Raw genomic sequence first — 18,774 nt, forward strand, 5'->3', positions numbered from 1 at the left:
ATCGTAAATTTCAGAATTTTCTATATGTTTAAAGGTTATCTCCCAAACAACCTCGAATAATTGTAATACATATACATAAGGAGGTTGATCTATTTTGTTTCGTTCCTTTACAAATGGTTGCGTCGCCTTAGTGCAACGCTTCTTACCAGAACCGTTTATTTTATCATGTTTACTAACTGTTTTCGTTATCTTCTTTGGTATGTTTGCGACTCACCAAACACCTGTAGAAATGATTAATCACTGGGGTAATGGAATTTGGGGACTCCTCGCCTTTTCTATGCAAATGGCACTTGTACTCGTGACTGGATCTGCTTTAGCAAATGCTCCTCTTATTAAAAAAGGATTAACGAAAGCTGCCAGACTACCAAAAACAACTGGACAAGGCATTATTGCCATTTCAATTGTAAGTTTACTCGGTGCATACATAAACTGGGGCTTTGGAATTGTTGTATCTGTTTTATACGCAAAAGAAGTGGCAAGGCAGCTGGACGGATTAGATTATAGACTAGCAATCGCCTCTTCTTACTCTGGATTTCTCATTTGGCATGCCGGTCTTTCTGCCTCTATTCCTCTTACGTTAGCAACAGGCGGTGAAACGTTAATTAAAACGACTGCTGGAAGTATTAAAGAGGCGATTCCAATAACAGAAACGTTATTCTCACCATACGCTCTCGTTCCAGTTATTATTTTTCTCATTACGATGCCTCTCATTAATAAAGCGATGCATCCAGATGAAAAACATACGATTACAGTAGATCCTAGCGTTTTCCATGAAGAAGCTGCTGCTCAAGAAGTAGAAAAAAATACGTTCGCTGAAAAGATGGAAAATAGCATTATTATTACACTTTGCGTTGGATTGTTAGGTCTCATTTATATTTTCAATTACTTTTATACGAAAGGTTTTAACCTTACTCTCGATATCGTGATTTTTATGTTATTAATTGCAGGTCTTATTTTCCACCGTACTCCGATTCAGTATATTCGTGCTTTTTCAGACTCTACGAAAAGTGCTTCTGGCATTTTACTTCAATTTCCGTTTTACGCAGGAATTATGGGCATGATGATTGGAGCAAATAGTGAAGGACTTTCACTTGGAGGAGCTATTTCTAATTTCTTTATTAGCATTTCAAATGAAACGACTTTTCCGCTCTTTACATTTTTAAGTGCTGGCATTGTTAACATTTTCGTTCCATCTGGCGGCGGTCAATGGGCTGTGCAAGCACCAATTATGATTCCAGCTGGCGCTGAACTTGGTGTACCTGCTGCAAAAACAGCAATGGCAATTGCATGGGGCGATGCTTGGACGAATTTAATTCAACCTTTCTGGGCATTACCAGCATTAGCGATAGCTGGTTTAGGTGCTCGTGACATTATGGGATTTTGTGTTGTGAACTTACTATATGCGGGTTTTATCATTAGTCTATGTTTCTTATTTATTTAAACAAAAAGCTAGTTTTATACTAGCTTTTTTACATAATAAATCACTTATTTCCCACGCAATTTATAATCTTCTCCCACTCTGATTCCGTAAGATGTAATGACTCAAATGCAAAAAAATCTTCGCAAATTTTTCCGATCAGGTGTGGATGTTCCCTCAAAAAATTCCACTGTAACGCTTTAGGAAGAAAATATGTTTCATATTCTTTACTTCCCCTTACTACCTGATCAACTTCTCTTTCACAAATTCCTCTTATTAAATAATCATTTCTTAACTCTATTTGAATTTGCTGAAATGTTTCGCTGCATTTTTTCAATTGAAGTAAACACGTAACATACTTCCGAAAAAGTTCGCCATCATACTGAACACAGTTTATAATACGATCGACTTCATTCATAATGCACGAGCCTTTTCTTCTATTTGTAATAACCATTTCTCACGCTTTGATACTTTACTCGTTTTCACAGATTGAAACACTGACCGTTTTATATCGCGAATGCCACAAAAACGTAAAATACCTCTCTTCATCATAATCCAATCTGCTGATCGATATAACAATGCGACGTACCATAGAGGCGAGTCTAACGTATTAATAACCCATGCTTTTTTCCCTTGCAATAATCCTTTCGGCAGAGCCCCTTCATATTTATAAGCAAATCCAGCTACGAAAATACGATCGATAAATCCTTTTAAAATTGCTGGCATCCCCCACCACCATATTGGATAGATGAATAGAAGTGTATCTGCTTCTTCTACTAACGTTCTATACCGAGCTGTTTCCTCTTCATTTACTAAATCGCGTCTTTTCTTCTCTTCATTAAATACGAGGACTGGATCAAATTGTTCTTTGTATAAATCAAGTACGGTAACTGAATGATTTGTTTCCTGTAGTCCTTTTTGCACATGATTGAAAATCGCCGCGTTAAAACTTGAAGGGTTAGGATGAGCATATATAATTAGTACGTTCACTACAAAACAACTCCCTCTATACGTTAAAGTTTCTCCTTCTTTAATAACTTCTCTACAATTTGTACGTTTTTCGAACTTTGCAACAATCGATTTAATAATATAAGTAACTCTTCTTTTTCTAAATCTTTCAGTTTCTCTTTAACTGCACTCTCACCAGCACCTTGAATATCATAAACAACTGCCACCATATGTTTACAATAATTTTCATAGGGACACTCACAGTTACTTTCTGAAAAATCTTCGAGATCGATAACTACTTCATAATTCCCTGCATTTCCAGTAACGAAAGCAAACACTTTTTTATCTTGTATTTCAACATCTTCTACATGCCCATCTTCATAATATTCATATCCCTTATCTACAATGTACTTTGGGATCCATTTCGTTATATCTTTTAATAAGTAAGCGTACATAATTGTACCCCTTCCTTTAATTCCCTTTTGACTTCAAAAATCCTGCATGTTATTCTAATTACTGTTAAGTAGCAAGTCTACGTGACAAAACGACTGACACCTATTCGGCGAAGGTGTCTCTTTTCATTTGCAGCCGATATGAATTGCCTCTTTCAGGCACATTCAATTTTTGACACTACACACTCAACACCATTCCCTGTATCAGGCTGCTTTAGCAGTCTTTTACTCTACATACTCCGTTATTTTAAGAAAAAAAGAGAGCTTAGCTCCCTTTTCTCGCCTTATACAATACCCCTTTTTCAGCATAGAGATATTCATCAGCTAATGTAATTTTCCCATCCAGTTTTAGTTCGTCTAATAATCTTGATAAATAAAATTGATGCAACATCTTTTTCGTGAATTTTCCTTCATGATGCGAAACGATATGTTCTTGAATATCTAACAATGATATCGGCTTATCTTGCTCTATCATATATTCATAAACTGTACTACGCAGTTTTACGTATTTTTCGAGTGTCACAGTAATGCGCAACCCCTTTCTTCTTAATATAAATTTTCGTAATCGGTTTTTTTGCAATAAAAAAACCTCTCCGATAAGAAGAAGTTACGTATATATCTTCGTCTTATCTCCCAGAACAAATATGTTCTGCTGGAATTAGCACCTGCATCGCGGTTGCTGGGTTTCATCGGGCCAGTCCCTCCACCTCTCTGGATAAGAAAATATTCACTTAATTCTTACTATACGTAATTCCACTTCAATTGTCAAACAAATATAATAAATATAACAAATTATATTTTCTTCCTTACTGTTCATACTACCCATATACGAACATGCAAGGAGGATTATGAAATGCATCAAAATGCTCGCGGATATGTACAAGATTCTTTTCAATCATTACAAGAAGCTAAAAATTGTTTAGAAGAAGCGCTCGAAACAGTTGAAAAAGATTTTAATCGCGCTCGTATTGAACAATCACTTTATGCTGTTGAACAAGCTATTCAACGTTGCGAGTACACCGTTCACATTTTAGAAAAAGATTAAAAACTTCCCATCAATTGATGGGAAGTTTTTTCAAATGGCATACTTCATAATTATTGCCGGTATGATTAAAAAATATACAGAATTAGCAATTTCTAAAATTCCTACTTTTATAATAGAAATTTTTTTGCCATACAACACAATTGCTCGAATGACACTTGGTATAAAAATAAGAGAACACCACGGATTAATCACAAATATGATTATCGTTAATACGATATGATATCCCCAAGATATAAGACGATACTTCGGGTTATTTTTTTCACGAATCATCGTTTTCACATAGAACGTACTACCTAAAAAGTATAAAAATGAAATAAGCGCAATGAATAATGCTGTATGATCGATTTGCTTCATTGAAAAGTAATAACTAATTAACCCACCGATACAAAACACAATAATCGCACAAATATCATTTAATAGTGCTCTTTCATTTTTTTGACGAGCGTAATACATATTCACTATAAATAATGGAATCATTACTATTACGAATAAAAGAATTCGCCACTCATATAATAAAGAAATCATCCCAAATAGGAACGCAATAAGAAAATAAATAATGGCAACTTGTAAAAACTCTTTTTTTCGTCTTTGCTTTATGTACGTAAGAAATGGGTACGTAGCTAAATAGATAAAGAACCACGCTAAAAACAATGGAATATGATAAATAGTAGGTTTCCCAAGTATGACACTTAATAAAAAAGGAATAACAAGCATGGCCCATGCACCATGTTGCTTCGGAATAACTAACTTCATTAACTATACACCTCCCTTTTGAAAAAAGTTCTCACCTACAATTATACAAATAATTTTATATAATAGCGGATGCATATTGAATCGATTTTTTGACAAAAAAATGCTCCTTACATTATGTAAGAAGCATGAAAGAGGCAAACGAATATGTAAGTCGCGACCCTACCTTATATGAGTATGCTTTTCTATGTCACGTTATGCTCATCTAATATACCGTATTTCTTTTTAAATCTTGTAAGAATTGTAATCCATGAAGTACTAAATAGTAATAAGAAAATAACATTCGAAATCGCATGGCTCAAATCAAAGTAAAAACTTGCGATATAATACGAAATGACAGTTTCCCATGTTGCTTCTCGTATAAAACCGAGAAGGCCCCAGAAATTCATAATCCAGCCAAATAAAAAACCAACAATTACTCCGTAAAGAAGTCTCCCCCATAGCTTTTTCATAAAAAATGTATTACGAAGTAAACCTGCTATAAAACCAATCATGCCCCACGAAAACATTTGCCACGGTGTCCATGGACCTTGCCCCAAAAAAATATTAGATACGATTGCTGCTGTAGCACCAATCATAAAACCAGTTTCACTTCCAAATACAATTGCAGAAACGATAATGACAAAAGAAGTTGGTTGTACACTTGGTAAAATAGAAAATGGCACCCGGCTTACTGCTGCAATTGCCGCTAATACAGCAACGAGAACAATTTCACGTGAAACAAACGCCTTTCTTTCAAAACGGATATAGAAAGGTAACATAATAACCGCTAATATAAACAAACTACTTAACATATAATAACCATCCATAACAAGTGTCGTAAAAAGCAATGTGCCGATTATTACTGCAAAGATACATATTATGAATGCAACATATCGTTTGGACAAGCTTCGTACACATCCTCCCACGTTAATGCATATGGCAAGTCTTTTCGAATGAATCGATTAATAGATGTTGTATAAAAGAAGTTGCCGCTAAAAAATTCTTTCGGTGCATCATTCATAATGACTGTTCCATCAAATAACATCATACATTGATCCACGTATTTCGCTGCAAACTCAATATCATGCGTTGCCATTACAATTGTCGTACCTTCTTTTTGTAGCTTCCTAAATAGCTCTCCTACTCTTTCTTTCTTCCATGGATCTAATCCCTTTGTCGGTTCATCCAGTAATAATAAAGTCGGCTTTGATAACAACGTCGTACATAACGCAAGTAATTGTTGCTCTCCTCCGCTACAATCGTGCGGATGGCGTTCTTTAAGCGAGTACAACCAAAACTGTTTTAGCGTATCTTCTGCTATTTCTTTTCCTTGTTCTCCATATAATTCACGCGCACGTTCATAAACCTCGTCCCATACTGTATCAAATGTAAAATGGTAATACGGATGCTGCGATACATACCCAATACTTTTAAACCGTTCTTTCGAATCGATTTTATGTACCACTTTTCCGTTCCACTTTACTTTTCCTCTTCTCGCTTTTTGTAATCCTGCTAAAATCGTTAACAGTGTAGACTTACCTGTACCGTTCTTCCCAACGAGCGCTACCCATTTTCCTTTTTCAATCGAAACTGATAAATCACGTAAAATAAGCGGACTATTTTTTTCATATTGGAACGAAATATGCTCTGCGCTTAAAATTACCTCTTGCTTTTCACTTTGTGCTATTGGGTCATTTACATATGATATCGCTGCAAAATCATTCATTTTCATTTGCGCCTCTCGCACTGTAAACGGAATATCTCTCACATTCCACTCTAAAAATAGCCTTGGAATTTGCGGAATAAATGGACGGAATGTTTCTACTCCCCACATATCCGTAATAACAATTTTAGGACTACCATCATACATAATACGGCCATTATCCATACAAACAACGCGTGTTGCAAGCGGGATAACTTCATCTAAACGATGTTCACTTAAAATAATCGTAATTCCAAGTTCTTCATTAATCCGTTTTAATAATCCTAAAAACTCTTTTGCAGCGATTGGATCTAACTGCGCTGTCGGTTCATCTAATAATAGCAATTTCGGCTGCATAACTAATACCGCAGCTAAATTGACAAGCTGCTTCTGCCCACCAGATAACGTGTGAACAGATTGATGCAATAAATCTTGAAATCCTAAAAAGCTAATAAGCTCTGCTATTCTTTTTTGAATAATATGTGATGGTAATCCGATATTTTCTAAAGAAAATGCTAATTCTTGAATCACTGTATCCATAACAATCTGGTTTTCTGGGTTTTGAAATACCATCCCAATTTCTTGGGCAGATAACAAATCAGCTACTTCCTCTATTAAAACACCCTCATAAAATATCTCTCCAGAACGCGTACCAATTGGAAGTAACTCCTTTTTAAAATGTTTTAATAACGTCGTCTTCCCAGATCCCGATCCTCCAGCAAGTGCAATAAACTCACCTTTTTGAACAGAAAGAGAAATATGCTGTAACGCTTTTTTATTTTCATCAGCATATACAAATGATAAATTGTTTATTTCTGCATGCGCCACCATATCCATTCCCTTCCTTCCATCATAATTGGTAAACTAATAAACAGTGTAAATAATACAAACATCATTCCATCGTATTGCTGGAATAAAATAGATTCGACTTTCGGATAAATAATCAATTTCCCTCCGCCATAATTACTACATACAATAGCAGCTATAAATAAAATGATTAAATAATTGAGCGTATACCAATCGCGCCTTTCCATTCTATAGCGAATATACGTCGTACGCTTCGTTACACCAAATCCACGAGCTTGCATAGAATCTGCCGTTTGCAGTGCATCTTCTAATGAACAAATTAATAATACTTGCAGCAATTGCATACCATTTTTGACGCGTTCAATTATCGAACCTGAATCTACCTGCACACCTTTCGTTTTTTGGACGAGTGTGATTTTCTTTAATCGTCTTATAAACAAAGGAACAAATCTCACTGTAATCATCGTTAACAATGCAACTTTCGGTGAAATTCTTGAAAACAAATATAAAAATTTATGACTGGAAATAATATCATTGTATGACGCAAACGTAAACATAACTGCAACGAGTAATAACCCCATTACTATTCCAAACATAATCGCCTCAAGCTTAATACGGCTATCACCTAACCAAAATAACGTAGTTCGACCTCTATGCGTTAATAACGAATTAAATAAAATTACCATAAAAAAGAAAACAATTGTGCTCGGTAACATCTTTCTTATCTTTTCGCTATTTCCTTGCATCACATTTAACATAATAATTAATACTATTGCTCCAATTAAAAAAAGAGGATGAAGACACATCGTACATAGTATCATCACCCCGATATAATAGAAAAAATTCACAAAAGGATGTAAAGAAGAAAAACTTATTTTCATAGCCCTTTACCGAATGCCTTTCTTATTGTAATACGTATACCCACTCAATTGTATCTCCTGGTTTTACCGTAGCTACACCAGCACTATGGTTTGGAAAAGCACCGTTCACACGATATTTCCATCCACTAGTATCCGTAATATCTTTTTCATATAAATCATTAATACCTTTTACATAAATACTATCTCTAGATCCGCTTGCATCAACATCTAATCCTGTACGTTGTAATACTTTATACACAGTATCGCCATCTTGTACATCCATCTTTTTCGCACCCATTATATATCCGTTATTTCCTTTTACCGAGATTGTTACTTGTTTTGCTTGTGGTTTCGGTACTGGTACTGGATCTGTTTTTGGTGGTTCAGGTTTTGGTACTGCCGGAGTCGGTATCGTTTTCTCCGCTTTATTCGGATCAACTTTTTGCTCCTGCTTCGGTGTTTCTTTCGGCTGGTTCACAACCTTTGCTTCTTCTTTTACTTCTGGTGCTTTCGGTTGTTGTTTCTCTTCTTGTACTTGTTGCTGCTCTGGTTGCTTATTTACAGCAGGTTGCTCTTTCGGTTGTTCCTGTTGTTTCTCTTCTTTCTTTACCTCTGGTTGTGCCTGCGGCTTTTCCTCTTTCGGCTTCTCTTCTACTTTTTGTTCTTGTTTCTCTTTCTGTTCTTCTTGCTGCTTTTGCTCTGATTCAGCTTGCTTTTCTTCTGCTTTTTCTTCTGGCTTCGCTTCATCTTTTTGTTCTTCTTGTTTCGCTACCTCTTCTTGCTTCGGTTCTACCTTCTTTTCAGGCTTTACAGCTGCCTCTTCACATCCGGCAAGTAGCCCGAGCGAAAGCAGTAAAGAAATGAACCATTTCACCTTACTCATCCTATCTCTCACCTTTCATACGAAAATTAGGAGCAAATAATTGCTCCTAATTTTTTGTTAAGCTGCTTTACGTCTCCATAATACATATGCAGAAGCAATACATAATACACCCATACCTACTTCTGTTGCTGCACTATGAGAAGATGCTCCTGTTTTTGGTAGACTGTTACCGTTTCCGATTTTTTTATTCTTAACCGGTTCGTTATCTACAACTACTTTTAGATTTTCATCTTTTGTTTCTTGTTGTACTTGTTTTTGTTCTTTCGGTTCTTCAGTAACTTCTTTTTCTACTACATTATTTTCTGGTTCAACGACCTTTTCTGGCTCTTCAATCGGTTTTGGCTTAATTACATTACCAGCGTCTACATTAGACCAATCATAAATAGATTTTCCCATTTCCTTAAATTGAAGTAATGCTAAAAGAGCCTGTTCTGTAGCCATTCCGTTACCATTTTGATCACTTGGTAACCATTTAAATTCACCATTTGAAAGTTGATATGATAATAGGTTTTGCATTGCCTTATGAAGACGATTTTGATCTACATCTTTAACAAGCGATAATCCAATAATTGCTTGCGCAGTACTATTTGAATTTTCTTGTCCATCAGCTGAAAAACCACCATTTTGCAGCTGTTCGTTATATAAATATGCAACAGCTTTTTGTATAGCTGGTTTCACATCTGATCGCTCTTGATAAGGAGCTAATGCTGATAAAACCATACCTGTTACATCAACGCTACTAGCACTATCTTTACTACCTGAACTATTATAAGTCCATCCACCGTCTGTATGCTGATTATTTAACAGTGCTTCAACTAAAGCAACTCTGTTCCATTTTGATTCAACTGGAATCTCATACTTCTTCGTATCAAATGCAAGTAAAGCAAATGCATAACCTGTAACAGAATTCACTTTATCTGACTCATACAATTTTTGAACTAAATTATGTCCACCTACATTTTTAGGGTCTGCACTCATTGCATTCATCATAATAATTGTTCTAGCTAAATCTGTCGCTGAAAAACGATTAATGCGCTTTTCTACTTTTTCAGTTACTGACTTAACATAATTTAATTTTGCCTCAATTGGCACATTCTTTCCAGAACGAGAAAGCGCTACAGCTACCCAGTCACTTTCAATTCCATCTTGTAACATCTTATCTGATGTTTTAGAAATGGCTTCGTTTAATTGTGCACTTGGATCTTGAATGTTCTCTTGCTTTGGTTGTTCTGGTTTTTTACTATCTTGGTCACCTTGGTTTTTCACATCTAGCGTTTTACCTTCTTGGTCACCTTGGTTTTTCACATCTGGCGTTTTACCTTCTTGATCACCTTGGTTTTTCACATCTGGCGTTTTACCTTCTTGGTCACCTTGGTTTTTCACATCTGGCGTTTTATCATCTTGACCTTCTGATTTTGGTTCTTCTGTTTTGCCACCGTTAGGTTCTTCTGTTTTACACGTCCCGAACTTATCTAACGTTTCTTTCAATGTTTCCTGGCTTATATTGCTCCAGTCTGAAACAAAGCGAAAGACAACAACATCTCCAGATTTTAATTTATAACTATCTGCTCCGACTTCTGCAGACTTATCATTTACATCATACAGCCAAGCACTTGTAGCCCCGGCCATTAAACCATCGATGCCTTTTACATATGTTCCAAACGACATCGTTTCAGATTCTACCTTGTCCCCCATGACCTTTTGCAGCAAACTTAAAGCTGTTTCCCCATCTTTAATTTGCTCTTCTTTCGGACATAACATAATGCCCTTTTGTGATTCCCCAATAATTGCAAGTTTTGCTGTATTTCCTTCAGCAAACGTAATATGTACTGTATTCGCAAAAGAAACAAATACAAGTGTCACTGCCATTAACGACGTAAGCAGCCACTTTTTCAACATTGCCATCCCAAAATTTCCTCCCTTACTACCATTTACACAAAAAAAGGCCCTTCAAGGGCGTGCGATTGACACTCTCTTTTTGTAAGTGTCGAACAAAAATGTACAACACCTCCTACCCGCATCATTCGCGGCTATATTTGTATAGGAAAAATAATTTTGTTTATGAACGTATCATTGTGATAACATTCACTTTTCTTGGCACAACTTACTCCCATTTAAGTTATCGTAAAACGATAAACCTATACATTCTGTAAATTTTAAATTTCTGTATTATTTTACTATTGACAAAGAATTTTGTCCATGCTTTATCGGATTTATTTTCTAAGAATAATAACTTATTAACTCTTAACGATGTAAACTCTTTTCACTAATAATGACGCCATCTTCATCCGCATAAACATATTCATTTGGATTCCATTCTACTTGTCCAAAGTGCAATGAAATATTTCGTTCTCCTTTTCCTTCTTTCACACTTCTATTTGGCATCGTTCCTAACGCTAAAATACCAATATTAATATTCTTTAGTTCACTAGAATCACGAACATACCCATTCACAATAATTCCTGCTAGCTTTCTTTCTTCCGCAATAGCTGCCAAATTATCACCGAGTAAAGCACAATTCGTAGACGCTCCGCCATCAACAACTAATACTGTTCCTTCTGGTAATGTTTGCAATCCTTCCTTCACTAGTACATTATCATCTTTCACTTTTACAGTTGCAATTTTCCCGTGGAATTGTTCTTTCTTCCCAAAAGACCGAAAAGACTGGCGACATATTTGTAATTCCGTTTCAAATTCATCACATAGATCTGTAGTTTTCCACATCTTGTTCCCTCTTTTCCTTTTTCTTTCTACATAACATATTCTTGGCTTATTATCGTTTCCCTGTCTAATATTGCAATAATTTGTACGTGCGGGAAAAGGATACAAAAACTATTGCCTTAAGAAGCTACCTTTATTATAATCTATTTCACAGATTAAATTCAGAATATTAAAAATTAACCAAGTGAAGAAGGAGGGATTTTATGCAAATACCAACTGAGGCAAAAAAACAACCTAGTAAACCAAAGTTTAAAATGCCTGATGCGTACGTACTGCTATTTTTTATTGCCTTACTTTGCGCCATTGCTACTTATTTCGTTCCTGCTGGAGAATTTAAAAGGGTTACAAACGGGACCGTTACAACGACAATACCAGGTAGCTACCATTCTGTTCCGCAATCACCTGTAGGATTTGTTTCTTTTTTTACCGCTATTGAAAAAGGAATGACACTTGCTGCTCCTATTATCTTTCTAATTTTATTTACAGGCGGTGCCATTGCCATTCTTGAAAAAACAGGTGCCCTTGACGGTTTAATCTATCATGTTATTAACAAATTTCGTAATCAGCAATTACTTTTCATATGTATTGTCGCCGCACTCTTTTCCATTCTCGGAACGACTGGCATTATCGTTAACTCAGTTATCGGCTTTATCCCTATCGGCATCATCGTTGCCCGCACATTAAAATGGGACGCTATCGTTGGCGTAGCAATTATTTATTTAGGCACTTATGCTGGTTTTAATGCTACTATTTTATCCCCCTCACCTTTAGGTATTTCACAAAAGATCGCAGAACTTCCGATGTTTTCGGGAATTGGTTTACGCACAGCAATTTATATATCTTTTTTACTTGCTACCATTCTATATATAAATTGGTATGTAAAGCGCTTGAAAAAATCGAATAAAGGAAGCATCCTTGGCGACAACTGGTTTCCAAGTAACGCTCTTTCAAGCGAAAAAGAAGCAGAGAAAAAGGAAGTTCCTTGGACGATACGTCATAAATTAATTTTACTCGTTTCAGCTTTATCATTAATTGCATTTTTAATAGGCGCTTTTCTTCTGCATTGGACGGACGCAGAAATGACCGCTACTTTTATTTTCATAGCAATTACAGCCGGAATAATAGGTGGCATGAAAGCAAACGATATCGCATCCACTTTTCTAACTGGCTGCCAAAACCTTATCTATGGTGCTTTAATTGTCGGAATGGCTCGCTGTATTTCAGTCATTTTAGAACAAGGCAAATTACTTGATACTATCGTTAACCAGCTCGCACAGTCTCTTGAAGGACAAAGCCCTGTATTTGGCGTTATCGGTATGTACGTAAGTAGTGCTGCATTACATTTCCTTATTTCATCCGGGACAGGAGAATCGGTTATTTTTATTCCGATATTAGCTCCATTAGCTGATTTCATGCACATTACACGCCAAGTTACAGTACAGGCTGTTATGCTCGGAGAAGGTGTAGTAAACTGCTTAAATCCAACTTCCGGTGTTTTAATGGGCGTTCTCGCAGCAAGCGGGATTTCTTATGGAAAATGGATTCGTTTCATGGCTCCACTTGCACTCATTTGGTTTATCATTGGACTTGTTTTTCTTATTGTTGGGGTGAATATTGAGTGGGGACCTTACTAAATACTTAACTAGATAAATAAGTACTATCGTTCCATATAAATATCTATTCTATTTCCCTCACTAGTCCTATAAAAATCATTTATTCTAGTAAAAATATAAGAAGGGATTGATCATAATGATCAATCCCTTTTATCAAAATATAATACCTTTAAAAATCTTAGTTCCAGATTTTATTTACCCATTCTGGATGATCAATAAAAGGGTTGCGGTTATGTTGATATTTTGTAAAAATCACTTCATTACGCTTTCGCTCTAAATCATCGACCGGGTCTTGTTCATTCCATTTTAATAAGACAGATAGTTTCCCCATGTATGGATCTTTATTGTTATTCACTTTTTCATTTAGTTCTAAATCTATTTCGCCGTTGTCTCCCTCGTAACGAACAGCCATATAAAACAGCATTCTAGCAATATCTCCTTTTACACTATCACGAGGTTCCCAAGAATCACTATCATATTTACATTCTGTCGCCTCAGAATGATTCACACCACCATTATCAAAATCTAGATTTCCACGTGAACTATTTACAGATACATCCGTCGCTCTTAAATGATGTAGATCTGTTCCAGGTCCTGCAGTCGTTCCAAAGTTACCGTGAGATTTTGCCCAAACATGCTCTCGGTTCCAGTTATTTACTCCTGATCCATTCGTAAGTTTCCCTTGCGAACGACCAGTATATAAGAGTATCACATTATTTTTATTATTTGGGTCCTCATCAGTATCTCTTAGCGCTTCCCAAACCGCACTGTATGATAGCTTTGTATGATTATCAATAATATTATGCAGTTCCTTCTTTAATTCTAAACCCGTTTTTCCTATTGCGTTATTATAATATGTATCGTCATAATTTTTTACAATAATCTCCTGTGCTGATGCAGGAGCTACTTCACCGTGTATAGTATCTGTGAATGATAGCGATGCAGAACCTAAAATAAAAAATGAAGATAGTGTAACCATAGCAATCTTTGTATTTCGAAACTTCATATACCCATTCCCCTTTAAAATATAATTTAAAGCTATTAACTAAAAAGTGCTTTCTAACCCCCAAAACCTTTTAGAAACCCCTACCCCTTTTCTGTTTATTTAATACAAGACTCTATCCAGTCTGTATCACTTCTAAACTTTTTATTTATTCACATTCCAAACAATTTCACTTTTTACAAGGAATATCCTTTTCTTATAAAGATTATTAACATATTCTTTACAACTAAAAAGTAGTTTAATATTAACTTATAAATTTAAATTTATTTATGCAATAATGCATATTTGATAAATACTTTAAAAAACAGTTTAAATAAAATGCATTCAAAGAAAACCGTGCCACAAAACAGATACGGTCTAAGACAGAAATAATAAAAATCAAGATGCTAGCTCGACTTTTCCTTTTTCCATAACTGTCTTTATTTTTGTGTAAAACCTTTCTTTCTCTGAATAATACGTACAAAAATAGATTGGATACCATGTAGGCACCAATCTATTTTAATTAAAGAAACTGTGTCAATTCTGAGTTCACAATACGTTGTGCAGTAATGATAACACTGTCAGCTGTTAGTCCATAAACACTATATAGTCCACCAGGTTGATTAGGAACAATTTGAACTTCATATTCAAATGCTTGTCCAAGAGCAGGATGAACTAAACTTAGAGTTGCAAAAGTAGAAGCATTAGAATTTACATTGAAGTTTACCTGTTCAATTAATACTAATGAACCGTCAAGTCTAAAAACTCTAGCTACTCCAGTAAGTGGGCCCGCAGTACGGTTAAGGATTTTCACCCTAACTCTATTTGCATTAGCAGGTTGATTTCCTACGTTTTCAATTGGTCCTGTAGTAAGAGCCATATAACATCACCTCCATTATATTATTATTATATTCAATGATGAACATTAATGTTATAGTCTAATTACCTAATTTATTTAAAATAAAAAGAAGCTCCAAATTCTATTATATTTAAGTCATAGATATTAAACTTAATAAAATCAAAGGCAGGAACATATTTGATATGTTCCTGCCTTTTTATTGTGGGATACCGATAAATAGCCCTCTAGCTAAGATTTTAAAGTGCTACAAAATCAAAAATTTTATCTCACCAAAGTTTTCTACGAGAATCCAGTGAACAGCTTATTTACATAATTTTTGTTCTCAGAAGTTGATCTTGTAGCGCTCTTTCTCGTAATTCACTATGTTTTCCAAAGAAAATAGTGAAAAACAGGGCGGTGAATACATTTACAAAATGACAAAACTGTAAGAATACACGAATGTTTGTAAGAAAGTTCGATGTTTTCTTTTTCCTTTTTTTATTATAGTGAAAAAGAAGAACAAAATATTCTCTTATGTAGGAAAGGAAGATAATAATGATCGATCTATTAAATAAATGGATGTTAGAAAGTACAGCCAATTTTAATATCGTTGTAGGACTTACAGCACTTCTATTTTTGGGTTCAGTAATTGCACTTATTATTATTTACAAAAAAATTGGTAAACCGGTTGAAAGAACAAATGCTATTTATTTAAAAATTACTTCTCGTATGTTTACTACTCAAATTCTAATGAATGCTATATTTATTTCTTTAGTTGGTAAAGATATTGAGAATTTCCGTCAAATCTTTATATTATTTGAAGCTTTTGTATTCTTTATTGGAGCTATTTATTCGTTTAAATTATATAGACAGGAGTACAAATGATTCACTTATAAGAAACAATAAAAAACAGTAGTGATTTTACATTACTGTTTTTTATTGTTCATTTTTAATTGTAAACTTTTCATTTTTAGTTAACTGTATATTCTATACATATGAGGTTAACATAACCCATCATTAGCGTTAGCGAGGAAAAAGGACAACCCTGCTCTCACAAGTGAACCCTTTTTTAGTTCTATGAATCTATACATATTATATACATTCCTATCCTAACGTGGTTTTAGTGCTCTTGTTTGTTACTGGATTAGCCAAAAAACTGTATAAAATCTTGCATACTATTAGCGTGTTTTTTCAAAAATACTGGCATCCCCCAATTGGTGCTTTCTATGGATATTTCTTGACTCCTCATTAAAACACTCTCCTGTTCTTTGTCTATCTTTAAGAATAAACCCTGCTTGTTTATTTCAAGTTCTTGCATCGAGGTTTTACCTTCTCCCAAAGCCAAACAAACAATTCAGATTACATGCCTATATCAAACTAAACATTCAATCTTTATCCAGTTTGTAAATAAAAAAGGACAATCAGCCCTCACCAATCGGGCTTTTACGGGCAGTTGATCCCCACCTAATTTCTTTGCTTCCGCTGAATTTTGAGATGAGGGTCTTACCGCCCGGCAAATAGTGGGATAAAACTAGAACTTCTTTTCCTATGTATCATTATTTCGTAATTTCACCAAACTGCGCTCTCGTCACTTTCGCCAAGTCATCTACTTTAAGCTCAATTTGTATACCGATTTTCCCTCCACTTACAATCATCGTTTCAAGTGATTGGGCGCTTTCATCGATACATGTAGAAAATAACTTTTTCATTCCGACTGGCGAACAACCGCCGCGAATATATCCTGAAACTTTCGTAATATCTTTTACAGGAATCATTTCAATTTTCTTTTCACTTACTGCTTTTGCGGCAGCTTTTAAATTTAGTTCCTCATCTACCGGAATAATAAACACATGATAATTTTTACTATTCCCTTGAGCGATTAACGTTTTATATACTTCTCTCACTTCTCGTCCAATTTTCTCGGCTACTGATACGCCATCAATTTTCCCATCGTCTGGATCATATGACATCATCGAATATTCAATTTTTTCTTTATCTAATATTCGCATCGCATTTGTTTTATCTTTTTTCATAGTGATCTCCTTAAAAGGTTATTTCATATTATTAAGTTTTATTATACACCCTTTTCCATTTCTCCTACATAACTTCACGTATATTTCAAAACTAAAAATATTGATAATTCAAAAATCATCTGATATAATTTGGAAAAACTTACGTTAAGGAGAGATTTGCAATGCTAAACTTTAATACTTCTTTCCAACTTCATCATCAAACGTAACGCCGTGTATCCGAAGAAAAATTTTTCTTCGTGGGTACAGGGCTTTTCCTGTTGACCCACGAAGCGTTCATAAAGCTATGTGGGTATTTTTATACCTGCATAGCTTTTTTTAATTTGAAAAAGGAGTGATTATGATAGAAATGAGAAATGTAAAAGGAACGAAAGACTATTTACCAGAGGAGCAAGTGCTGCGAAATAAAATTAAAAGAGCATGTGAGGATACGTTTGAACGTTATGGCTGTAAACCGTTAGAGACACCAACGTTAAATATGTATGAGCTTATGTCATACAAGTACGGCGGTGGTGATGAAATATTAAAAGAAATATATACACTTCAGGATCAAGGAAAACGCGAGCTCGCCTTACGATACGATTTAACTATTCCATTCGCAAAGGTTGTGGCAATGAATCCGAACCTCCGCCTCCCTTTTAAACGTTATGAGATTGGGAAAGTATTTCGAGATGGGCCAATTAAACAAGGAAGATTTCGTGAATTTATACAATGCGACGTTGATATCGTCGGTGTTGAGTCTGTCATGGCAGAAGCTGAACTTATGGCTATGGCGTTTGAGCTGTTCCGAACGTTAAACTTAGAGATAACGATCCAATATAATAACCGAAAATTGTTAAATGGTATTCTTCAGGCCATTAACATCCCTACTGAGTTAACAAGTGACGTCATTTTATCATTAGATAAAATCGAAAAGATTGGGATTGATGGTGTACGAAAAGATGTATTAGAGCGCGGAATTTCTGAAGAAATGGCTGATACGATATGTAATACCGTATTATCTTGTCTAAAGCTTACTATCGCTGACTTTAAAGAAGCTTTCAATAATCCACTCGTTGCCGATGGAGTAAACGAACTACAACAATTACAGCAATATTTAATCGCCCTTGGAATAAATGAAAATACGATATTCAACCCGTTTTTAGCGCGAGGACTCACAATGTATACAGGTACTGTATATGAAATCTTTTTAAAAGATAGATCGATTACATCTAGCATCGGTAGCGGCGGCCGTTACGATAACATTATCGGAGCATTCCGTGGTGATAATATGAACTATCCAACAGTCGGTATTTCATTCGGTTTAGACGTTATTTATACAGCACTATCGCAGAAAGAAACAATCTCATCTACAGCGGATCTATTTATCATCCCACTCGGGACAGAGTTACAATGCTTACAAATTGCCCAGCAATTACGTTCTACCACTTCCTTAAAAGTCGAACTAGAACTAGCAGGACGCAAATTAAAACGTGCCCTTAATTATGCCAATAAAGAGAATATCCCTTATGTGCTTATTATTGGGGAAAACGAACTTAGTACAAACACTGTTGTGTTGCGGAATATGAAGGAAGGTAGTGAGGTGAAGGTTCCGATTTCTTCTTTAAGTAATTATTTATAATACGAACCACCCTCGTTTGGGTGGTTTTTCTATTTTATAGATACCTAACAATTAGTTTACATAAAATTATTATAATCTATTAAAAATACAAATAAACAATATCCAATTACCTATTATTTTTGG

Annotated in this window: 20 protein-coding genes, 1 pseudogene and 1 riboswitch; of the genes and pseudogenes, 5 read left to right on the forward strand and 16 right to left on the reverse strand. The window is 35.1% G+C overall.

From position 1 onward, the window contains the following. Window positions 1–94: 94 nt before the first annotated feature. Window positions 95–1,441: a short-chain fatty acid transporter gene (locus MR112_RS18715; RefSeq protein ID WP_000490030.1), complete on the forward strand. Its 1,347-nt coding sequence runs from the start codon at window positions 95–97 to the stop codon at window positions 1,439–1,441. A 40-nt stretch (window positions 1,442–1,481) separates the two neighbouring features. Here the strand turns inward: MR112_RS18715 and MR112_RS18720 are convergent, their stop codons facing one another. From MR112_RS18720 to MR112_RS18735, 4 genes are all read right to left on the reverse strand, one after another. Further along, window positions 1,482–1,835, reverse strand: a complete 354-nt coding sequence (locus tag MR112_RS18720) for a hypothetical protein (protein WP_001006479.1) — start codon at window positions 1,833–1,835, stop codon at window positions 1,482–1,484. Continuing rightward, entirely contained in the window at window positions 1,832–2,407 is a 576-nt protein-coding gene (locus MR112_RS18725; RefSeq protein ID WP_001101572.1) for an NAD(P)H-dependent oxidoreductase, read from the reverse strand. The genes MR112_RS18720 and MR112_RS18725 overlap by 4 nt, the downstream gene beginning before the upstream one ends. Window positions 2,408–2,430: 23 nt before the next feature. After that, complete coding sequence (locus tag MR112_RS18730; RefSeq protein WP_025966664.1) at window positions 2,431–2,820, reverse strand: SWIM zinc finger family protein; 390 nt, start codon at window positions 2,818–2,820, stop codon at window positions 2,431–2,433. Between the two features lie 262 nt (window positions 2,821–3,082). After that, a complete protein-coding gene (locus MR112_RS18735; protein ID WP_000171476.1) occupies window positions 3,083–3,340 on the reverse strand; it encodes a hypothetical protein in 258 nt (85 codons plus the stop codon). Window positions 3,341–3,440: 100 nt separating this feature from the next. After that, window positions 3,441–3,539: riboswitch (SAM riboswitch) on the reverse strand. A gap of 131 nt (window positions 3,540–3,670) precedes the next feature. Between MR112_RS18735 and MR112_RS18740 the strand changes: the two genes are divergently transcribed. Then, the gene (locus MR112_RS18740) at window positions 3,671–3,862 is read left to right on the forward strand and encodes a hypothetical protein (protein WP_000554032.1); all 192 of its coding nucleotides are present in this window, start codon (window positions 3,671–3,673) and stop codon (window positions 3,860–3,862) included. A 30-nt stretch (window positions 3,863–3,892) separates the two neighbouring features. Here the strand turns inward: MR112_RS18740 and MR112_RS18745 are convergent, their stop codons facing one another. The 7 genes from MR112_RS18745 to rraA all read right to left on the reverse strand — a co-directional run bounded on the left by MR112_RS18745 (window position 3,893) and on the right by rraA (window position 11,570). After that, the gene (locus MR112_RS18745; protein ID WP_242245207.1) at window positions 3,893–4,615 is read right to left on the reverse strand and encodes a YwiC-like family protein; all 723 of its coding nucleotides are present in this window, start codon (window positions 4,613–4,615) and stop codon (window positions 3,893–3,895) included. A gap of 182 nt (window positions 4,616–4,797) precedes the next feature. Next, window positions 4,798–5,499 carry an ECF transporter S component gene (locus tag MR112_RS18750; RefSeq protein ID WP_000044901.1) on the reverse strand — a complete coding sequence of 234 codons (702 nt, stop codon included), beginning with the start codon at window positions 5,497–5,499 and terminating at the stop codon, window positions 4,798–4,800. Further along, window positions 5,472–7,133 carry an ABC transporter ATP-binding protein gene (locus MR112_RS18755; protein ID WP_242245208.1) on the reverse strand — a complete coding sequence of 554 codons (1,662 nt, stop codon included), beginning with the start codon at window positions 7,131–7,133 and terminating at the stop codon, window positions 5,472–5,474. The genes MR112_RS18750 and MR112_RS18755 overlap by 28 nt, the downstream gene beginning before the upstream one ends. Further along, complete coding sequence (locus MR112_RS18760) at window positions 7,106–7,984, reverse strand: energy-coupling factor transporter transmembrane component T (protein WP_033687044.1); 879 nt, start codon at window positions 7,982–7,984, stop codon at window positions 7,106–7,108. The genes MR112_RS18755 and MR112_RS18760 overlap by 28 nt, the downstream gene beginning before the upstream one ends. A gap of 22 nt (window positions 7,985–8,006) precedes the next feature. Continuing rightward, window positions 8,007–8,846, reverse strand: a complete 840-nt coding sequence (locus tag MR112_RS18765) for a DUF4430 domain-containing protein (protein WP_000048880.1) — start codon at window positions 8,844–8,846, stop codon at window positions 8,007–8,009. A 57-nt stretch (window positions 8,847–8,903) separates the two neighbouring features. Next, window positions 8,904–10,751, reverse strand: coding sequence for a DUF4430 domain-containing protein (locus MR112_RS18770; protein ID WP_242245209.1), 1,848 nt, complete (start codon window positions 10,749–10,751; stop codon window positions 8,904–8,906). Window positions 10,752–11,090: 339 nt separating this feature from the next. Then, on the reverse strand, window positions 11,091–11,570 hold the full coding sequence (gene rraA / locus MR112_RS18775) for a ribonuclease E activity regulator RraA (RefSeq protein ID WP_048657048.1): 480 nt from the start codon (window positions 11,568–11,570) through the stop codon (window positions 11,091–11,093). A gap of 200 nt (window positions 11,571–11,770) precedes the next feature. On the opposite strand from rraA, the gene MR112_RS18780 reads away from it, so the two are divergent. Further along, a complete protein-coding gene (locus MR112_RS18780; protein WP_242245210.1) occupies window positions 11,771–13,201 on the forward strand; it encodes a YfcC family protein in 1,431 nt (476 codons plus the stop codon). 157 nt (window positions 13,202–13,358) lie between these two features. On the opposite strand, the gene MR112_RS18785 is transcribed toward MR112_RS18780, so the two are convergent. From MR112_RS18785 to MR112_RS28920, 3 genes and pseudogenes are all read right to left on the reverse strand, one after another. Continuing rightward, a complete protein-coding gene (locus MR112_RS18785) occupies window positions 13,359–14,186 on the reverse strand; it encodes an endonuclease I family protein (protein WP_242245211.1) in 828 nt (275 codons plus the stop codon). A 499-nt stretch (window positions 14,187–14,685) separates the two neighbouring features. Further along, on the reverse strand, window positions 14,686–15,042 hold the full coding sequence (locus MR112_RS18790; protein WP_001229424.1) for a hypothetical protein: 357 nt from the start codon (window positions 15,040–15,042) through the stop codon (window positions 14,686–14,688). A 287-nt stretch (window positions 15,043–15,329) separates the two neighbouring features. Next, window positions 15,330–15,416 (reverse strand): annotated as a pseudogene (locus MR112_RS28920) (transposase); the annotation flags it as partial. 139 nt (window positions 15,417–15,555) lie between these two features. On the opposite strand from MR112_RS28920, the gene MR112_RS18795 reads away from it, so the two are divergent. Then, a complete protein-coding gene (locus tag MR112_RS18795) occupies window positions 15,556–15,885 on the forward strand; it encodes a hypothetical protein (protein WP_000566271.1) in 330 nt (109 codons plus the stop codon). 259 nt (window positions 15,886–16,144) lie between these two features. Here MR112_RS18795 and MR112_RS18800 read toward each other — a convergent pair whose 3' ends face one another. Both MR112_RS18800 and ybaK read right to left on the reverse strand, forming a co-directional pair. Beyond that, window positions 16,145–16,318 (reverse strand): hypothetical protein, encoded by a 174-nt coding sequence (locus MR112_RS18800; RefSeq protein ID WP_242245212.1) that lies wholly within the window; start codon window positions 16,316–16,318, stop codon window positions 16,145–16,147. A gap of 238 nt (window positions 16,319–16,556) precedes the next feature. Beyond that, window positions 16,557–17,033: a Cys-tRNA(Pro) deacylase gene (gene ybaK, locus MR112_RS18805; protein WP_001992643.1), complete on the reverse strand. Its 477-nt coding sequence runs from the start codon at window positions 17,031–17,033 to the stop codon at window positions 16,557–16,559. A 337-nt stretch (window positions 17,034–17,370) separates the two neighbouring features. On the opposite strand from ybaK, the gene MR112_RS18810 reads away from it, so the two are divergent. Further along, on the forward strand, window positions 17,371–18,651 hold the full coding sequence (locus tag MR112_RS18810; RefSeq protein WP_255772725.1) for a histidine--tRNA ligase: 1,281 nt from the start codon (window positions 17,371–17,373) through the stop codon (window positions 18,649–18,651). Window positions 18,652–18,774: the final 123 nt, after the last annotated feature.

The sequence above is a fragment of the Bacillus cereus group sp. BfR-BA-01330 genome (genome assembly GCF_022663885.1).
Lineage (GTDB): Bacteria > Bacillota > Bacilli > Bacillales > Bacillaceae_G > Bacillus_A > Bacillus_A cereus.